Origin of the sequence: Gluconobacter aidae, assembly GCF_009547075.1 — a bacterium.
Lineage (GTDB): Bacteria > Pseudomonadota > Alphaproteobacteria > Acetobacterales > Acetobacteraceae > Gluconobacter > Gluconobacter aidae.
In genome coordinates this window covers 16,345-31,286 of the sequence record NZ_WIPH01000017.1, presented here as the reverse complement: position 1 = coordinate 31,286, position 14,942 = coordinate 16,345, and the positions used below count along the sequence as shown (strand labels likewise).

Here is a 14,942-nt window from a genome sequence, read left to right as displayed (position 1 = left end):
TTACGAACTCTGTGTCATGACCGCCATGTGGCCGGCATGGGGCGCCCGTCCCGCAGGACCGGCAGGATCTGTCTGATCGTCTTTTCCAGCAACCAGCCACCTGACGCCACCCCGCGAATAACCAGCATGCCATTCCACGCCGATGCTGCAAACTCGTGCGGCGCGATCGTGTCCAGCACGTCCCGCACGGTGTCGAGGTACGTTTCCGCGAGCGGTGAGACCAGAACCAGCGTGGCGACCGCAAGCTGGTCCGCGCTCACGGCTTTCCGGGCCATCAGTGTGGACATGTCGTCGCTTTCCAGCCGTAGGAGATCTTCCAGAACCAGGCGACCATCCCGCCGGATTGTCAGCCGGTCCCGCAGAGCCAGTGTCTGCAGGATTTCGCCGGATCCGGTGCGGCCGAACATCCGGCTTTCAAGGAAGAGAAATCTGGACGAAGCATCCATGTCCACGGTCATGTGTCGGCGGAGCTGGCTGCCATCGAAGAAGATCGTGCCGTGGGGCAGCCAGTCCAGTCTGGCCCTGACCGCGATGTGGCAGGAGGTGAGGATTTCGGCCGATGTATCGCTGGCGCGGGCACGGTAGATACGTTCCGCGGCCTGCGATGTGACCAGCAGCTCCGTGTCCGGTGCACAAGCGATGCGGCCTTCAATCCGGTCTCCGCCAGCGATACCGCCGGAGATATTGACGGTAACGGCTTCCAGAGACGCGTCGTCCACGCGCGGGAACAGGAGGCGGCAACATCCGCCCTGCTCGAGTTCGTCGCGCACGCTCTGTCCGTCGCGGAGTTTTGCCGTCAGACCGAACCAGCCCCGGGCACGCTGAAGGGCTGTCGTAGTCATGATGCAAGCTCTTCGCGGCCGGAACGGAGCAGGAGCCATCCGAAGACGGAAGCGCAGAAGACAGCAGCGCCGATCATTTCAAAATGATTGGAAAGCAGGCTGGCCAGAGAGGTGAGCGTTTCCAGCCCCGGCAGATGGTCCGCAAGGAGGGTCACCAGTTCAATTGCGGCAATCGCGAGCGCCAGCAGAACGGAGACGGCGGTCAGGCCTAGATTCCAGTTCATCCTCCGCCCTGCCCTTCGGTACAGGCCGTGCATCAGGACGCTGTCGGCGGTGTCCAGCAGGGCCATTCCGGCGGTGAAGAGCAGCGGAAAGATCATGATTTGCCAGATAGGCAGGCCGTGCTGGGTCTGGACGATGGATATGCCCAGAAGGCTGATTTCCGAGGCAGTATCGAAGCCCAGGCCGAAGAGAAACCCGACCGGATAAAGGTGCCAACTGACGGAGACTTGACGTAGGACCGGGGCGAGCAGTCGGGAGAGGCCTCGGGGTGGCATTTCGGAGTGGGTAGTTTCTGCGTCGCGCCGTCTGCGCCACAGGTCATGAAGGGTTGTAGCGTTGAGGGTGGCGATGACGCTCAGGAACAGGACGGAGATCCATGTTCCAAACAGGCCGCCCTGCGCCGCAAAAGCATCGATCTGCGTGCGGTAATACTGGCCCGCGAGGACGATCACGAGCGTTGCCAGACAGACGATCGTGGAGTGGCCAAGGGAGAAGAACAGTCCGGCCGCGCGTGCCTCGCGGTTTTCGCGCAGGGCGGCGCGCGTGACGTTATCGATGACGGCGATATGGTCTGCATCCAGCGCGTGACGCAGGCCCAGCCCGTATGAGAGGACTGCGGCGCCCAGCAGGAGGGTGTTTGCGTGGAACAGAGTAAACGTTAGAAGCCATGCCAGAGCATTGGCCGCCACAAGAGGCCCCATCAGGTACAAAATCCGGCCCCCATAAAGGGGACTACGCTCTTTCAGGGATTTTCTCCCGTATCTGGCACCTTCACGAAACGCGTCTCCTAGAAGTTTAGGTTGACCTGTAAATAGTAGTATCCACCATTATAGTCGAGCTGTTCAATCTGATAAGCGTATAATCGTACTGGAAGGCGCGGAGATAGCGGAATTCCTTCGGGATGCGGCGCTGCGGACTTGCTGCGGTTTTGTGGCGGTATGCGATCTTGTTAGGCGGCTTTAGCCTCGAAAGCGAGAGGGCTAATGTTGCCCAGATATGAATGGCGCCGTCGCGGGTTGTAGAAGCCGTTGACGTAACTGGAAGATGGCCAGCGGTTGCCTACTGCCGAGTAGGCCATGTCTGTCGCCAGAGTAATTCGGCCTTCAGGCTCTTGAAGAAGGTCTCGAAGTTGATCTTGATGACGGTGAGGAAATTCCGGATGGCGTCCTGAAAGACGTCACGGACTTTATTGACGAGCAACGCCAGGCGTCGGAATAACACTGACCTGTCGCGATAAGGGAAGCGCCTTTGGAGCTTTCCTTATCCATCTCCGCAAGGAAGGACTGGCCGCGTGACTGGTGAACCGATCCATCCCGCCCCCTGCACGTATGAGAGCCTGACTGAGCAGCAGAAAGAGGCTGTTGGTCAGTTCATGTCAGCGCGTTTGATGCAGAAAACCCGAGGGATTGTCCCGGGAACGCTGCATACCGTCTTCGAAAATGGGCGGACGCATGTGTTCGTCTCCTGGGACGAGCATCACGTTTATGAAGTCAGCCCGATCACCAGCCTGGGTCAGACGCTCGCGAAACAGCCAGAGTGTTTTGGCATTAGGCACCCGATCTGAAAGCCCCAGACCAAGGAAACGTATAAAGGAGAGGCGATCATTGATCAGATATTCCGTCCGTTCATCAGACAAATTGTTCAAGGTCTGGATCACCAGGATCTTGAACATCAACACGGGATCAAACGGCGGTCGCCCGCCCTTGCTTCCATCTGAATAGGCCAGAGTCTTCTCCAGATCAGGACGAAACATTTCAAAATCCACAGTCCGGGAAAATGTTTCGAGCTGATCACCAAGCCCGCTCAACCGGGCAAGCCGTTCTTCAACATCAAAGAAACCCAGCTGCTTCATCTTCCATTCCCTCAATCAATGCAGGAGAAATGGAATCACAGAGAGCGGCTTAAAACCAGAGGGTTTTTCGAACCCTTCAGTTGATGGGGCTGATTTCCGAGTTCCTAAGAAACACTAGGTTCTTCTGGTATGGGATGCAGTACAAACCCCAGTAACTGGGCGCGTCGGTGGAGATTGGAGACAACACGTTTGCGATGGATTTCATCGTAATGTCCTGCTCCGGGATCGGCATAAACCATGCCGTATCTGAGGGTATTGTAAAACAGAACCGCTATCTTCCGGGCGGTGGCGGTCACAGCCTTGGCTTTCCCGATCCGCGCTGACAAGCGTCTGTAAAAAGTCCCCAACGCCGTATCGCTTCGCCCGAGCGTCGTGGCCGCCAGACGCAGAAGGGCTGCGGCCCGGCTTGAGGATCGGCGGGTGCGGGATGACAGAAGCTTGCCACCGGAAATCTTGTTCCCCGGAGCGAGGCAGAGCCAGGACGTAAAATGTTTTGCACTTGGCCAGGCGCGGAGACCTGTGCCGCATTCAGCCACAAGCTTGAGAGCCGATGCCATGGATCTGCGTGAGATCCACGCCCAGCAAGCGATATAGAATGCCTCGCACGTCGAGGGACGGAACGCTCACCTGCTTTGTCTTGGTCCGAGGCTTGGGAAGATCTGCCGCAGGCTTCGCACTCCTGTGGCTCAGAAGCAGCAAAAGGCCTTCCATGTGGCGATCACAGGCCACAATCCGTTGCTGATAAATATCATAGAGCTCCAGGGCCTGCGTCAGGGCAAAAACATGCTCATCTCTATAATTCCCTCTCAAAGCAGCTGATATGATCTCTGCCGATGAGCGGCATCTGAGATCGCGATTGGCGGCCAGGATATCTGGATTACGTTCACCGCCGACAATTGCCCGGATAATCTGCATGCCTGTGACACCAGTGATGCCGGAGACAACGTGATGGAGCTGCAGGTTCATTTCCATCAGAGCTTTTTACATGTGTGGATATGTCCCGCAGCATACTGAACAAGACGTTCACGTTGACGCAGGTAAGCCCGCAATGCAGCAATATCGCCCTGAGGCCGGCAGCTCCCGCGCAGCAAACCATAGGAATGAAGTTGCTGGAGCCATGCCGCATCGCTCACGTCCGTCTTGCGACCGGGCACGTTCTTGGCGTAGCGCGCATTGACCAGAATAACGTCGAAACCATGTTGCTCAAGAATTTCGTAAACCGGGATCCAGTAGATGCCTGTAGATGCCATGGCGACACTAGTGACTTTGCGGTCTTTGAACCACTCAGCCAATGCATGCAGGTCGGATGTAAATGTGCCAAAGGACCAGATTGTATCCTGCGCAGCCTCAGGGGAGACCGCTGCCATATGCATCCGTGATCCAATATCGATCGTAGCGGCTCCCTGAATATGACGGGCGAGCTCAGGGGGCGATTATACAGATTTTTGAGGCATCGTAACATCTCCACACGGTGTGTTAATGGAGGGTGTGGAACATGCCTACCAATCATCTTCCTAACCGGGATAACCACAAAGCGGTGTCACCATTCTCAAGTTCGCACAGTTCCATGGACCACGTTTTTTAACAGGGATGAACCCGCCAATAAGCGAACGGCCGCTCCCCTCCTGTCCGGCACAATAGCATGGCCCGTTTCTATGCCGCACAGGCGGACAAACGTCCGGGATCGTTTTTTAGGATTTCCCTCTCCTCCCTAAGAACGCGGTTTTCCAGGCGAAGGCGCTCGTTCTCCCGAGCCAGATCCGTCTGCAGTTCAGGCACTGGGTCCGATACTGCGAAATCCAGTGCCCAAATGTCGATTTGCCAATCCCCAGATCCGCCGCCACGCGGGTCCGTGACAAACCGCTGCTCAAGGCAATCCTTACCGCCTCATGTCGGACGTCTTGATTTCCCAAAGCTGACATTGCAATGCTCATGTCAAGAGACTGAGTGTGGGAAAATCCTGCCATTTTGGGGCGATAGGTCAAACGGCAGCTTTGTGGTCATTTAGCGCAAACATTCACAAGCGCACTTCTTCAACGTTGTCCTGAAAGTGTGGAGCGAATGTATAGACGGATATCGTCCAGAAGATGCTGTCTGGAGGCCGGGTCAACGTACATCATGTGCCCTGTGGGGTAAAAAGTGAATGTTGTTCTTTTTAGATCAACGCCGGAGTGACCGATATTGTATTTTGCCGAATAAACCGGTGAAGAGGAGTCATAAAAGCCGGATGCAACGAAAAGCGTCATTTGCCGGTTTTCACGCATCGCCTCACCGATCAGGACCGAGGGGTTTACATAGGCCCCGTTGGTAAGATCGTAGGTCCACGGAGATTCCGAGGTCATGCTGCTCAAAGGTTCATACGTCTCTGTTCCTGGTACGGCGAGATCCTGCACGAGATATTGTCGCATGGCGTTGCTATAAGCCGCGGCTTCGCCATCCAGTGACGGATCGGCTTCGTCGCTTGGGTCGTATGCGCTGGAAACCGGAATTGTGAAACGGGTATCGAACCGCCCTATCCGGAGGTTTTCTCGGTCGAGCAGGTGTCTGCGAAAGAAGTCAGGATCAATCCGAAGATGCTGCGCGACCCAGACATCCGCCGGAATCCCCGTAATCGCGGCGAGTTTTTCTGCGACCTGTCGTGTTTGGTTCGCATCAATGAAGGCGCCCTTTGCCAGAGCCGCCGCATAGTCGGTGGAGGCGAACGCTTCTGCCTTGCTGACGGTTGTCTGGAGGTCATCACCATTCGTGGCTAACTTATGATGATACCAGGCGGTCGCGGCGTATGTTGGCAGAAAAAGCGTGTATCCGAGGTCATAGCCCGGGGGCATGATCACGGTCCCCCAGTCCAGTCCCTGGGAGATCAGGATGACACCGTTATACGCCATCCATTTCTGGGCGGCGAGGATCATCGCCGAACGCAGTGTGCCGTAAGATTCGCCGCCAATGAAACGCGGAGAGTCCCATCGTTTGTTGATGGTCAGCCATGTCCGGATAAAGTCTGAGACAGAGGCCGCGTCCTTCGTGATCGTATAGAAATCCGCGTCGTGATACGTTCCCAGGGCGTGACTGTAGCCGGTCCCTACGGGGTCAATGAAGACGATATCGGTGACATCAAGAAGCGCGTCCGGGTTGTCGACCGATTCATGACCCGGCGCGACGGGGGCGTTGGGCGACATGGCGTTGTAGGGCAGGATTTTTGGTCCGAATGCCCCCATATGAATCCAGAATGAGGCACTTCCCGGCCCACCATTATAAAGAAAAGTGACCGGCCGCGTATGGGATTCCGAGTTTGAGGCCGCTGTTTCCGTATAGGCCACGGAAAATATCCGGGCTTCAGGATTGCCTTTGGCATCCTTGATATCCAGTTGGGATGCGGTTGCCCGATAATTCAGGGATCTTCCGTGAAAGACCCCGTGATGATCCGTTGTGGAACTGAAAGGGGCCTGCTCGACATTGACGACGGGCTGTTTTTCGTCTCTGGCAGGGGCAGCCACGGCGTGCGATGCCAGTGCTCCACCCAATGCGGCGGCTATCGCCCATGATGCGCGCCTGACGATGTGGCCGTTATATGCGGATTTCATATTTCGGATCCTGACCTTCACTTGACAACAGGAAGCCAAACAGCGCTTGCTTCCTGAGGCGTATGCATCACGGTGATGGTTGCTGTGCGATAATCGCTATTTTTGATGTCGTAAGGATTGGCCACAAAGGTCTGGGGATTGCGGTCATAGAGCGGGAACAGCGTTGACTGGATCTGTACCATGATCCGATGCCCCGGTTTGAAAGTGTAATCGACGTTGGGCAGGGTAAAGCGGTAATGCTGCGATACGCCTGCGGGAATGGGCTCGGGATGGGAAAAGCTCTTTCGGTACCGTCCGCGCAGGATATCGGTTGCGATCGAAAGCTGGTATCCTCCAAGCTTCGGCTGAACCGGATTTTCGCCCGGCAGCACGTCGATCAACTTAACGACGACATCGGCGTCGGATCCTGAAATGCTCTCTACGATATCCGCAACAGGGGCACCCGCCAGCTTGACCGGCGTGGTCAGCACGGGCGTCTGATAGGTCAGTACGTCGGGACGACCATCGACAAAACGCTGATCGTTGACCAGCCACGTCCTCCAGGTATCCCTGTCTCTGAGATTGACCGGACGCGGTTCGAACGGAACAGGTTTTGACGGGTCTGACACATATCTGTCCGAGCCGGACTGGGACGGAGGGTCGAACGACAGCCCGTTATCGGCCGTGAGGTATAGCGGTGTTGTCGACTGTGCCAGCGGCCAATCCGCAAGATGATCCCAGCGGTTCAGGGAGGGGTCGTAGAACGTGACGCGTGACAGAGCGTGATCCGGGCCGTCTTCCAGATAGTGTTTGAAGAAGGGGAGGACCATTTCGGCCCGGAACTGTTCCGATGTGTCGCCCCTCCACTGAAATGGTCCGAGGCTATAGCCCGTTCTGTTAACCTGCGAATGAGCCCATGGGCCGATCACCAGCCAGTTGTTGCTTTCATGGCCTGCGGCTTTCAGCGCGGCGAAACTGTGATTGGCGCCCCACATGTCTTCCTGGTCCCACATGCCCTGCTCCCACAAGGTCGGAACATCGGAAGGACGTTCGGCAATGAGCCGATCGAGGGCCTGAGCCTGCCAGAAGGCGTCATAGGCCGGATGGGCCAGCATCTTGTTCCACCAGGGCAGCTGCCCGAAACCGGCGCGTCTGGCATATTCGGCAACCGGACCGGCCGCGAGGAATGTCGAATAATCGTCATACTGCCGACGAGGCACGCCGGAACCATTGGTTTTGGCTTCCGTCTCGTAAGCGAGGAAATCCAGATTTTTGATCCTGAAGGCGCCGTAATGGAACGAGTCATCGCCCATCCAGGTATCGACCATCGGGCTTTCCGGGACTGCCGCCCTGAGTGCGGGATGAGGGTGCAGAAGCGCCATGACGACGGTCCATCCTTCATAGGATGACCCGATCATGCCAACGCGGCCGTTGCTTTGTGGGACGTTCTTTACAAGCCAGTCCGTCGTATCCCACGCATCGGTCGTGTCATCCGTTTTCGACGTGTTGAGCGGACCGATGGGAGGGCGGGTCATCTCATAGGTGCCCTCGGAGCGGAACTTCCCTCTGACGTCCTGATAAACGCGTATGAACCCTGCGTCCACCATCTCACGATCGGCCGGCCACAGGGCTTCGGACATGAGGGGGGAGTTGCTTGATGCCGCTTCGTCATGTGCGTCATAGGGGGTGCGTGTCAAAACCATCGGGGCGCGATGGGCCGCCTTCGGAATGACGATGACAGTGTAGAGTTTCACGCCGTCACGCATGGGGACCATGACTTCGCGGCGGATATAATCGTTCTGTTCGATCGGACGTACGAAATGCGCGGGGATGTCTCCAGCATCCGGCGATGCGGCCATGGCGGGAATGGAGGCCGCGGCCGTGGCTATCACGGCGGCTAGGAGCGCCTGCTGGTGCATTCGCATATCTGAAGATCCGATCTTGGTGATATCACAGGGACGTCACTATCGTAGCGCGCCGTCCAGGCCAGCAAGTATCAATTTGAGTTCGCAATGATGCGTTTTGTGCAACACCCTCATCGACTTTCGAACGTGGACTTCTGTCGTCAGGCAGCGACAATACGATGATGCGCGATCTGATCTCCGTTCCTGAGTCTCTTGCCTACTATGATTGTGCCCATATGGGGCTCGTGCCGAAAACGGCCTTCGATGCGGCGGCGGCGGGTATGGCCGTCCGTGGCCGCCCCTGGCTGAACAGTGGCGCGGATGCTCTTGCCGACACCCTGCGCAAACAGGTGGCGCAGATGCTTGGGGCGGACGCGGCTGGAATTTCGATTGTTCCGTCAACCAGCTACGCCATGGCGTTTGCCGCTCGGGTGCTGTCACCGAAAGAGGGACGGATACTGGCACTCGCAGGCGAACATCCGAGCCAGATCCTGCCCTGGAAGCGCCTGAACGCGGAGGCTGGTGTCAGACTGGAGCAGATCCCCGCGCCTCGTGAAGGAAACTGGACGCAGGCGGTTCTCGATTGCCTTGATGACGACGTTTCCGTTCTCTGTCTGCCGCAGTGCCATTGGCTCGATGGCGCGGCGCTTGATCTCGAACGCATCGCCGGGGCCGCGCGCTCTGTCGGAGCCAGACTGGTTATCGACGCAACGCAGTCGGCAGGGGCGCGTCGGCTTGATCTGGCAGCGATACGGCCTGATATCGTCGCCCTGTCCGGCTATAAATGGCTTCTTGGCCCCATGGGGGTCAGTTACCTTTATGTGGCGCCTGCGCTTCGGGATGCGCTCCCGCTCGAAGATCGCCTGTCCTCGATGGAGACACAGCCAGGCTGGCTCGATGCCCCGGATAATGTACGGTATCCCACGGGATGGAAAGGAGCCGGGCAGCGTTTCGATGCAGGCGGGGTCCTCAATCCCATCCAGCTCTCGATCGCCTGCGAGGGCGTGCGGACTGTTGCTGGAATCGGCGTCGATGTCATTGAGAACGAACTCGGGCGCCGGAACCGGGCGCTGATCGCGGCGCATCCGGATATCCCATTCGGGAACCGGGCCGAGCCGTCTCATATCCTGTCTGTTGGTGTGGACGATCTTCCCTTTATTCGGGACGCCATGACCAGAACAGGCGTTGCTGCGAGCATCCGTGGCAGGATTCTGCGGTTTTCAGGGCATCTGTGGAACGATGACGGCGATACTGAAAGGCTCCATGACCTGTTGTCGATAATCAGGTCGCGAACCTGTTGAAGGATTGCTGGCTCCTCGGATCAAAGGTATTGCAAAAAACGCAACACCGGGGATTTATAATACGAACATGCAACGACACGGCTTCGTTCTAATCTCTCAGGAAGGTTCAGACTGTCATTTGCGATACCCCCGACCCGTGAAGGTGGCATAGAAAAGTCATGGCGAGATTTATTCTACGGCGGTCGCTCCTGTCCGCCACGGCCTGCGGGCTGTGTCTTACTACGTGGGCTCATGCTGAAGAGACCCATACCCGCCATTCAGCGAACGCGGCCGCAAAGCCGGTGCGGTTCGTGCAACAGCACGGCACTGCTGCGCCTAGCGGGCCGTCCCGACCTTCGAAAAGCGCTGAGTTGCAGCGGGTTCCGTTGTCGCCGAAGAGCGAGGACATCGTTGTGGTGGGCAGCGCCCTGGCGTCGGGCAGGGCGGAGAGTTCCAATCCGGTTCAGATCATCAGCAGCCGGGACATTCAGCGGACATCTGCCGTCACACTTGGCGATTACCTCCAGCGCCTTCCGTCCATGGGGTCGCAGGGGACGTACAACACCACACCGAACGGCGGTTCGGGGGAGTCCTGTCCCGATATCAGAAACCTCGGGTCCAATCGTGCCCTGGTGCTGATCGATGGCAAGCGTCAGGTCGCAACGACGCCTGGCTGTGTCGATCTCAATACGATCGCGATTGATACGATCGAGTCCGTCGAAATCCTGAAAGATGGTGGCTCAGAACTGTATGGTGCGGATGCCGTATCGGGCGTCATCAACATCAAGCTCAAGCACAACGTGGACACTGGGGGCATTGATATCCGCGGCGCCATTGCCGGACAGGGAGATGCGCGGACCGGCAAGATTTCGGGATTCAAGGGTTTCAATTTCGACCAGGGGCGCGGCAATGTCAGCGTGTTCGGTCAGTATATGACCCAGGGTGGAGTTTCGCAGAGGTCCCGCTCCTGGGCCACAAACTCGTGGAACAGCGATCCGCTGCTCGGGCATGCCCCTTCCTTCGGGAGTTCGGTCACGCCCTATGGTCGCGCCATCACGGACTCGGCGGATGTCATTTCCAATGGAAACGGAACGTTCTCCGACTATACACGGGCGGAGAACGATCGTTTTTCCAATCTACAGTCGCTCAGCTACTACCTGCAGACCGCCAATCTCAGGGGTGATGCGCATTACGATGTGACCGATCACCTGACGGCCTATGTCAACGCGAATTACAGCCATCGATCCGCCACGCAGAATATGGCCGGGCAGGCCGTCACCGGCAGTGTCTATCCGTCGAATCTGCTCTCAAGCCTGATATTGCCCTCTGGCAGTCCCTATAATGTATGGGGCGAGGACGCGACGCTTCTCAGGCGTTTCAACGAGGGCGGCGGCCGCGAATACATTGCCAACAATGATACCTGGCAGGTCAACGCGGGCATCAAGGGAGATATTCTGGGGGGATGGAAGTACGACATCTCCATGGGCTATGGAAACAGCACCCAGGAGACCTCCACCACGAACCTCGTCAACTATCAGAACGTACTCAACAGTCTTGGAGTCCGTCAGCTCAACCCGATGGATAGTAACAGTGGCGCTGTCTACGATCCGGGTGTCTGCTCGGCGGCCGGTGGATGTTCGCTGATCAACCCGTTCATGCCACTGGGGCAGTCGGCGCAGAGCTATATCTTTCACACCTCCCATAGTTACTACAATTACCAGATGCGTGATTTCAACGCGCGTGTCTCGAAATCCAATGTTGTCACGATGCCCTACCGCCACGGGGGAAAGCTGGGCATTGCGTTCGGTGTGGAACATCTGAGCGAACAGGCATCCTACAAGCCGGACTCCCTGCAGGCCGCCGGTGTTCTCGCCGGAAGCAGCGCCCAGTATACGGGCGGCGGTTTCAACTCCACGTCCGCTTATCTGGAAGGCAAGCTTTCCCTTCTGGAAGATGCGCCGTATGCGAAGCAGCTCAGTCTGGATGCGCAGGGGCGCTGGTCACACTACAACACCTTCGGCAACACGGAAAACTGGAAGGTCGGCCTCTACTGGGCGCCGACACGGGACATCGCCTTCCGGGGCACGCTGGGAACCTCCTTCAGACAGCCGAACGTCAACGAACTCTATGGCGGCCAGAACGTGGCGCAAACCCAGGGCGAAGATCCCTGCGCGCAGGCGTCCTCCTATGGCGCGTATGCCAGCGCCGTCACGGCCCGCTGTGCGGCTCAGGGCATCAACGTCAACAACTTCTCGATGACCAACGCCAACACGGTGGAGACTGTTTATGGGGGCAATCGCAGCCTCCAGCCGGAGGAAGCGCGGACCTACACGTTCGGAACCATCATCACGCCGCGCGTCATCCCCAATCTGACGGTCTCCGGTGAGTTCTGGCACTATCATGTCAGTAACGCCATCAGCCAGACGCCGCTGCAATATGTCATGGACGGCTGCTACACGGGGGCCGCGCCCGGACAGTGCCAGTATGTGAGTCCGCGCACCGCTGCCGGTCAGCTTTCGACGGTTTACGATCTCTATGAAAACCTCGGTGCCATGCAGACGAGCGGCGTTGACTTTGATCTCAACTATCGCATCCACATCACGCATGATGACCTGTTGACGCTATCCAATAATTTTCAGTGGCTCGTCTCCTACAAGCAGCAGAATTATCCCGGCGGTCCGCAATATGATTACGCCGGCAAGCTCCTCTACCAGAATGATACCGGGCAGCCCCGCGCGCGCGACTATGCCACTGTTGGATGGCGCCACAGGAACTTCTCTCTGACGTATATGATGAATTTCATCGGCGGAATGCATTACTCTGACGGGACCAATAACGTCAGTTGCAGTGTCTACGCGTATTGCAAGGTGCCGGGGATCTTCTCCCATGACATTACCGCGCAGTACACGGCCGGTCCCTGGAACTTCACGACAGGGATCAACAACGTCTTTGCGAAGAACCCGCCTTTCGTCCCCGATGGGGCCTACAATACGGCAACCGGTGTCTATGGATCGCTTATTTACGGGCGCTATTTCTTCCTGCAGGTTCAGCGCAATTTCTAGGGTCTGTTTCCTTATGGCGCCGCGTTACGGGATGGGGTGGTCATGAGCGGCTCTCATCTCAGACAATCCATCCGGATGCGGCATATCGTCGCAATTGGCGTGGGGTCGTCCCTCGGTGTCTCCATTTTCGGCGTTCTCGGTCCTGCGGCATCCATCGCGGGACCAGCGCTTCTGGTGTCGCTTGTCATCGCAGCGGTTCCAATGGGGCTCTTCGCCTTTCTCTATGCCTATCTGTCGTCCGTCTCGCCTGCGAGCGGTGCTTCCTTTGTCTGGCCGACCCGTTTTCTGGGCGCACGCATGGGGTTCGCGATCGCCTGGCTGCGGATCGTCGGCAGTGTTGCCGCGATTGTTCAGCATGGTGCCGTTCTGGCGCGATATGTCGTCCCGGTCCTGCCCGTCCATCTCTCGGACCGGTCCCTGATGATCGGCCTTTTTTCGGTGCTCTATCTCGCCAATATCCGCGGTGCGGGCAATGCCGCCCGGGTCCAGGCGTGGCTGACGACGGGGCTCGTTGTCCTGCTGTCGCTTTTCGCACTTCTGGCCTGTCGTCATATGACGGTCGGACATTTTCAGCCTTTCGCGCCGCAGGGATTTCACGGCGTCCTGCTCGCTGTCCCTGTGCTGGTTGGCCTGTTTACCGGGATCGAGTTCGCAGCCGAGATGGGGGAGGAAATCCGTAACGTGGGCCGGGTCATCGCGCCGGGCCTGGCGATCGCGATTGCGATCGTACTGGGCGTCTATGTGGTAGTGGCGTTGACGACAATCGGCGTTGAAGGGGCTGCTCTTGCAACGAGCCGGGCTCCCCTGCTGGATGCGGCGCGGGTCTTCCTTGGAGACAAGGCCGGTTTCTTCATCGGGTTGGCGGCGACGATCTCCATCGTCACCTCGCTGAACGGGGTTTTCCTGATCTTCAGCAGGTTCCTCTTCGCGATGGGGCGTTCGGGAGTGTTGCCAGCCAGTCTGGGGACCATTCATCCTCGCTGGCAGACGCCGCACGTCGCCATGACGGTGGTGTTCGTTCTCAGCATCATTGGTGCTTTCCTGCCGAACGACTTGTTGTTTCTGTTCCTGGCCGTCAACATCCCAACGATGCTGAAATACGCCACGAACAGTGTCTGCGCCATCAGGGCGGCAAGAAGCGGAATGATGTCCAATGTTCAGTCCGGCTTCCGGCCGCGTCCGCAAACCGTATCCGTTGTCGGGACACTTGCAATCGTCTCGGCACTTCTGATCGCCATTCTCGGTACGGTCAGCGACTGGCGTCCTTATGCGGTCCTCGCCGTATGGGGGCTGGTCGGCATGATCGTCTGGCGCTTTCGGCGACGTATTCCACAGGTGTGAATGATGCTGCTTACAGAAAATAGGACGCGTTTCAGGAAAGCGCCTCATCAGGAAAAAAGGGCGGAAGTCTTGAAGACGGTTGGCATGATTGGAATCGGCGCCATTGCACGGCACGTCGTCGAACACTGGCAGACGATCGGTCAGGAGTATGAGCTTCGCTCACTCCTCGCGCGACGGGCGTTGTCCGATCGTCCGGCAGGATGCGGTCCCGCAACCCGGATATTCTCCAAGCCTGAAGACTTTCTCGCCATGCCGACGGATATCGTCGTGGAAGCAGCCGGGCACGCCGCCGTCGCCTCTCTTGGACCCGACCTGCTGGAGCAGGGCCGTTCCCTGTATCTCCTGTCCGTCGGGGCGCTGGCCGATGATGCTCTGTCGGACAGGCTATGTCGCGCTGCGCTGCAAGGTGGTGGCCGGATTTTGCTGCCCTGCGGGGCGCTGGCAGGGTTCGACGGATTGCTGGCGCTGACACGTCACCAGAATGCACAGGTGACCTATACCTCGCGCAAGCCGGTTCACGCCTGGGCCGGTACGGTTGCAGCCACCCGTCATGACCTGAGCACCGTCACGGAGCCACTGACGATCTTTGAAGGAAGTGCCCGGGAAGCAGCGCGCCAGTTTCCACAAAACGCGAATCTGGCGGCGGCCGTCGCATTTGCGGGTGTCGGTCTTGACGCAACGCGGATTATCCTGATTGCGGATCCGCATATCACCGAGAATATCGGCACGATTGATGCCAGCGGCCCGCTCGGGACGCTCAACGTGACGGTTCAGGGACGCGCGGCCCAGGACAATCCAAAGACATCGGCCATTGTGGGGGCCAGTGTTCTCTCAGCCCTCGCCAATCAGACGGCGGAGATACGGTTCATCTGAGCGCCG

At 58.0% G+C, this 14,942-nt stretch carries 8 protein-coding genes and 4 pseudogenes; 4 read left to right on the top strand and 8 right to left on the bottom strand.

Features of this window, described 5'->3' with window-relative positions:
• Positions 1-14: 14 nt before the first annotated feature.
• The 8 genes and pseudogenes from GFJ39_RS08740 to GFJ39_RS08710 all read right to left on the bottom strand — a co-directional run bounded on the left by GFJ39_RS08740 (position 15) and on the right by GFJ39_RS08710 (position 8,401).
• Positions 15-842 (bottom strand): urease accessory protein UreD, encoded by an 828-nt coding sequence (locus GFJ39_RS08740; RefSeq protein WP_153430969.1) that lies wholly within the window; start codon positions 840-842, stop codon positions 15-17.
• Complete coding sequence (locus GFJ39_RS08735) at positions 839-1,765, bottom strand: HoxN/HupN/NixA family nickel/cobalt transporter (RefSeq protein ID WP_153430968.1); 927 nt, start codon at positions 1,763-1,765, stop codon at positions 839-841. Before GFJ39_RS08735 ends, GFJ39_RS08740 begins: the two co-directional genes overlap by 4 nt.
• 248 nt (positions 1,766-2,013) lie before the next feature.
• Positions 2,014-2,189 (bottom strand): annotated as a pseudogene (locus GFJ39_RS14240) (IS3 family transposase); the annotation flags it as partial.
• Positions 2,190-2,568: 379 nt separating this feature from the next.
• Positions 2,569-2,916, bottom strand: a pseudogene (locus GFJ39_RS08730) (transposase); the annotation flags it as partial.
• Positions 2,917-3,020: 104 nt separating this feature from the next.
• Positions 3,021-4,325: pseudogene (locus GFJ39_RS14615) on the bottom strand (IS110 family RNA-guided transposase).
• 280 nt (positions 4,326-4,605) lie between these two features.
• A pseudogene (locus GFJ39_RS08720) lies at positions 4,606-4,838 on the bottom strand (transposase); the annotation flags it as partial.
• 111 nt (positions 4,839-4,949) lie between these two features.
• Positions 4,950-6,497 (bottom strand): S10 family peptidase, encoded by a 1,548-nt coding sequence (locus GFJ39_RS08715; protein WP_153430967.1) that lies wholly within the window; start codon positions 6,495-6,497, stop codon positions 4,950-4,952.
• A gap of 17 nt (positions 6,498-6,514) precedes the next feature.
• Positions 6,515-8,401 (bottom strand): CocE/NonD family hydrolase, encoded by a 1,887-nt coding sequence (locus tag GFJ39_RS08710; RefSeq protein WP_228391865.1) that lies wholly within the window; start codon positions 8,399-8,401, stop codon positions 6,515-6,517.
• A gap of 158 nt (positions 8,402-8,559) precedes the next feature.
• Here GFJ39_RS08710 and GFJ39_RS08705 point away from each other — a divergent pair, with 158 nt between their 5' ends.
• The 4 genes from GFJ39_RS08705 to GFJ39_RS08690 all read left to right on the top strand — a co-directional run bounded on the left by GFJ39_RS08705 (position 8,560) and on the right by GFJ39_RS08690 (position 14,936).
• A complete protein-coding gene (locus tag GFJ39_RS08705; RefSeq protein ID WP_153430966.1) occupies positions 8,560-9,681 on the top strand; it encodes an aminotransferase class V-fold PLP-dependent enzyme in 1,122 nt (373 codons plus the stop codon).
• A 158-nt stretch (positions 9,682-9,839) separates the two neighbouring features.
• Complete coding sequence (locus tag GFJ39_RS08700) at positions 9,840-12,722, top strand: TonB-dependent receptor plug domain-containing protein (RefSeq protein ID WP_153430965.1); 2,883 nt, start codon at positions 9,840-9,842, stop codon at positions 12,720-12,722.
• Between the two features lie 42 nt (positions 12,723-12,764).
• Positions 12,765-14,063, top strand: coding sequence for an APC family permease (locus GFJ39_RS08695; protein WP_153430964.1), 1,299 nt, complete (start codon positions 12,765-12,767; stop codon positions 14,061-14,063).
• An 84-nt stretch (positions 14,064-14,147) separates the two neighbouring features.
• Entirely contained in the window at positions 14,148-14,936 is a 789-nt protein-coding gene (locus GFJ39_RS08690) for an aspartate dehydrogenase (RefSeq protein WP_194285328.1), read from the top strand.
• Positions 14,937-14,942 lie beyond the last annotated feature (6 nt).

Coding starts and splice junctions, on each gene's coding strand:
- GFJ39_RS08740 (WP_153430969.1), bottom strand. CDS start 842: ATGACTACGACAGCCCTTCAGCGTGCCCGGGGCTGGTTCGGTCTGACG.
- GFJ39_RS08735 (WP_153430968.1), bottom strand. CDS start 1,765: ATGGGGCCTCTTGTGGCGGCCAATGCTCTGGCATGGCTTCTAACGTTT.
- GFJ39_RS08715 (WP_153430967.1), bottom strand. CDS start 6,497: ATGAAATCCGCATATAACGGCCACATCGTCAGGCGCGCATCATGGGCG.
- GFJ39_RS08710 (WP_228391865.1), bottom strand. CDS start 8,401: ATGCGAATGCACCAGCAGGCGCTCCTAGCCGCCGTGATAGCCACGGCC.
- GFJ39_RS08705 (WP_153430966.1), top strand. CDS start 8,560: ATGATGCGCGATCTGATCTCCGTTCCTGAGTCTCTTGCCTACTATGAT.
- GFJ39_RS08700 (WP_153430965.1), top strand. CDS start 9,840: ATGGCGAGATTTATTCTACGGCGGTCGCTCCTGTCCGCCACGGCCTGC.
- GFJ39_RS08695 (WP_153430964.1), top strand. CDS start 12,765: ATGAGCGGCTCTCATCTCAGACAATCCATCCGGATGCGGCATATCGTC.
- GFJ39_RS08690 (WP_194285328.1), top strand. CDS start 14,148: ATGATTGGAATCGGCGCCATTGCACGGCACGTCGTCGAACACTGGCAG.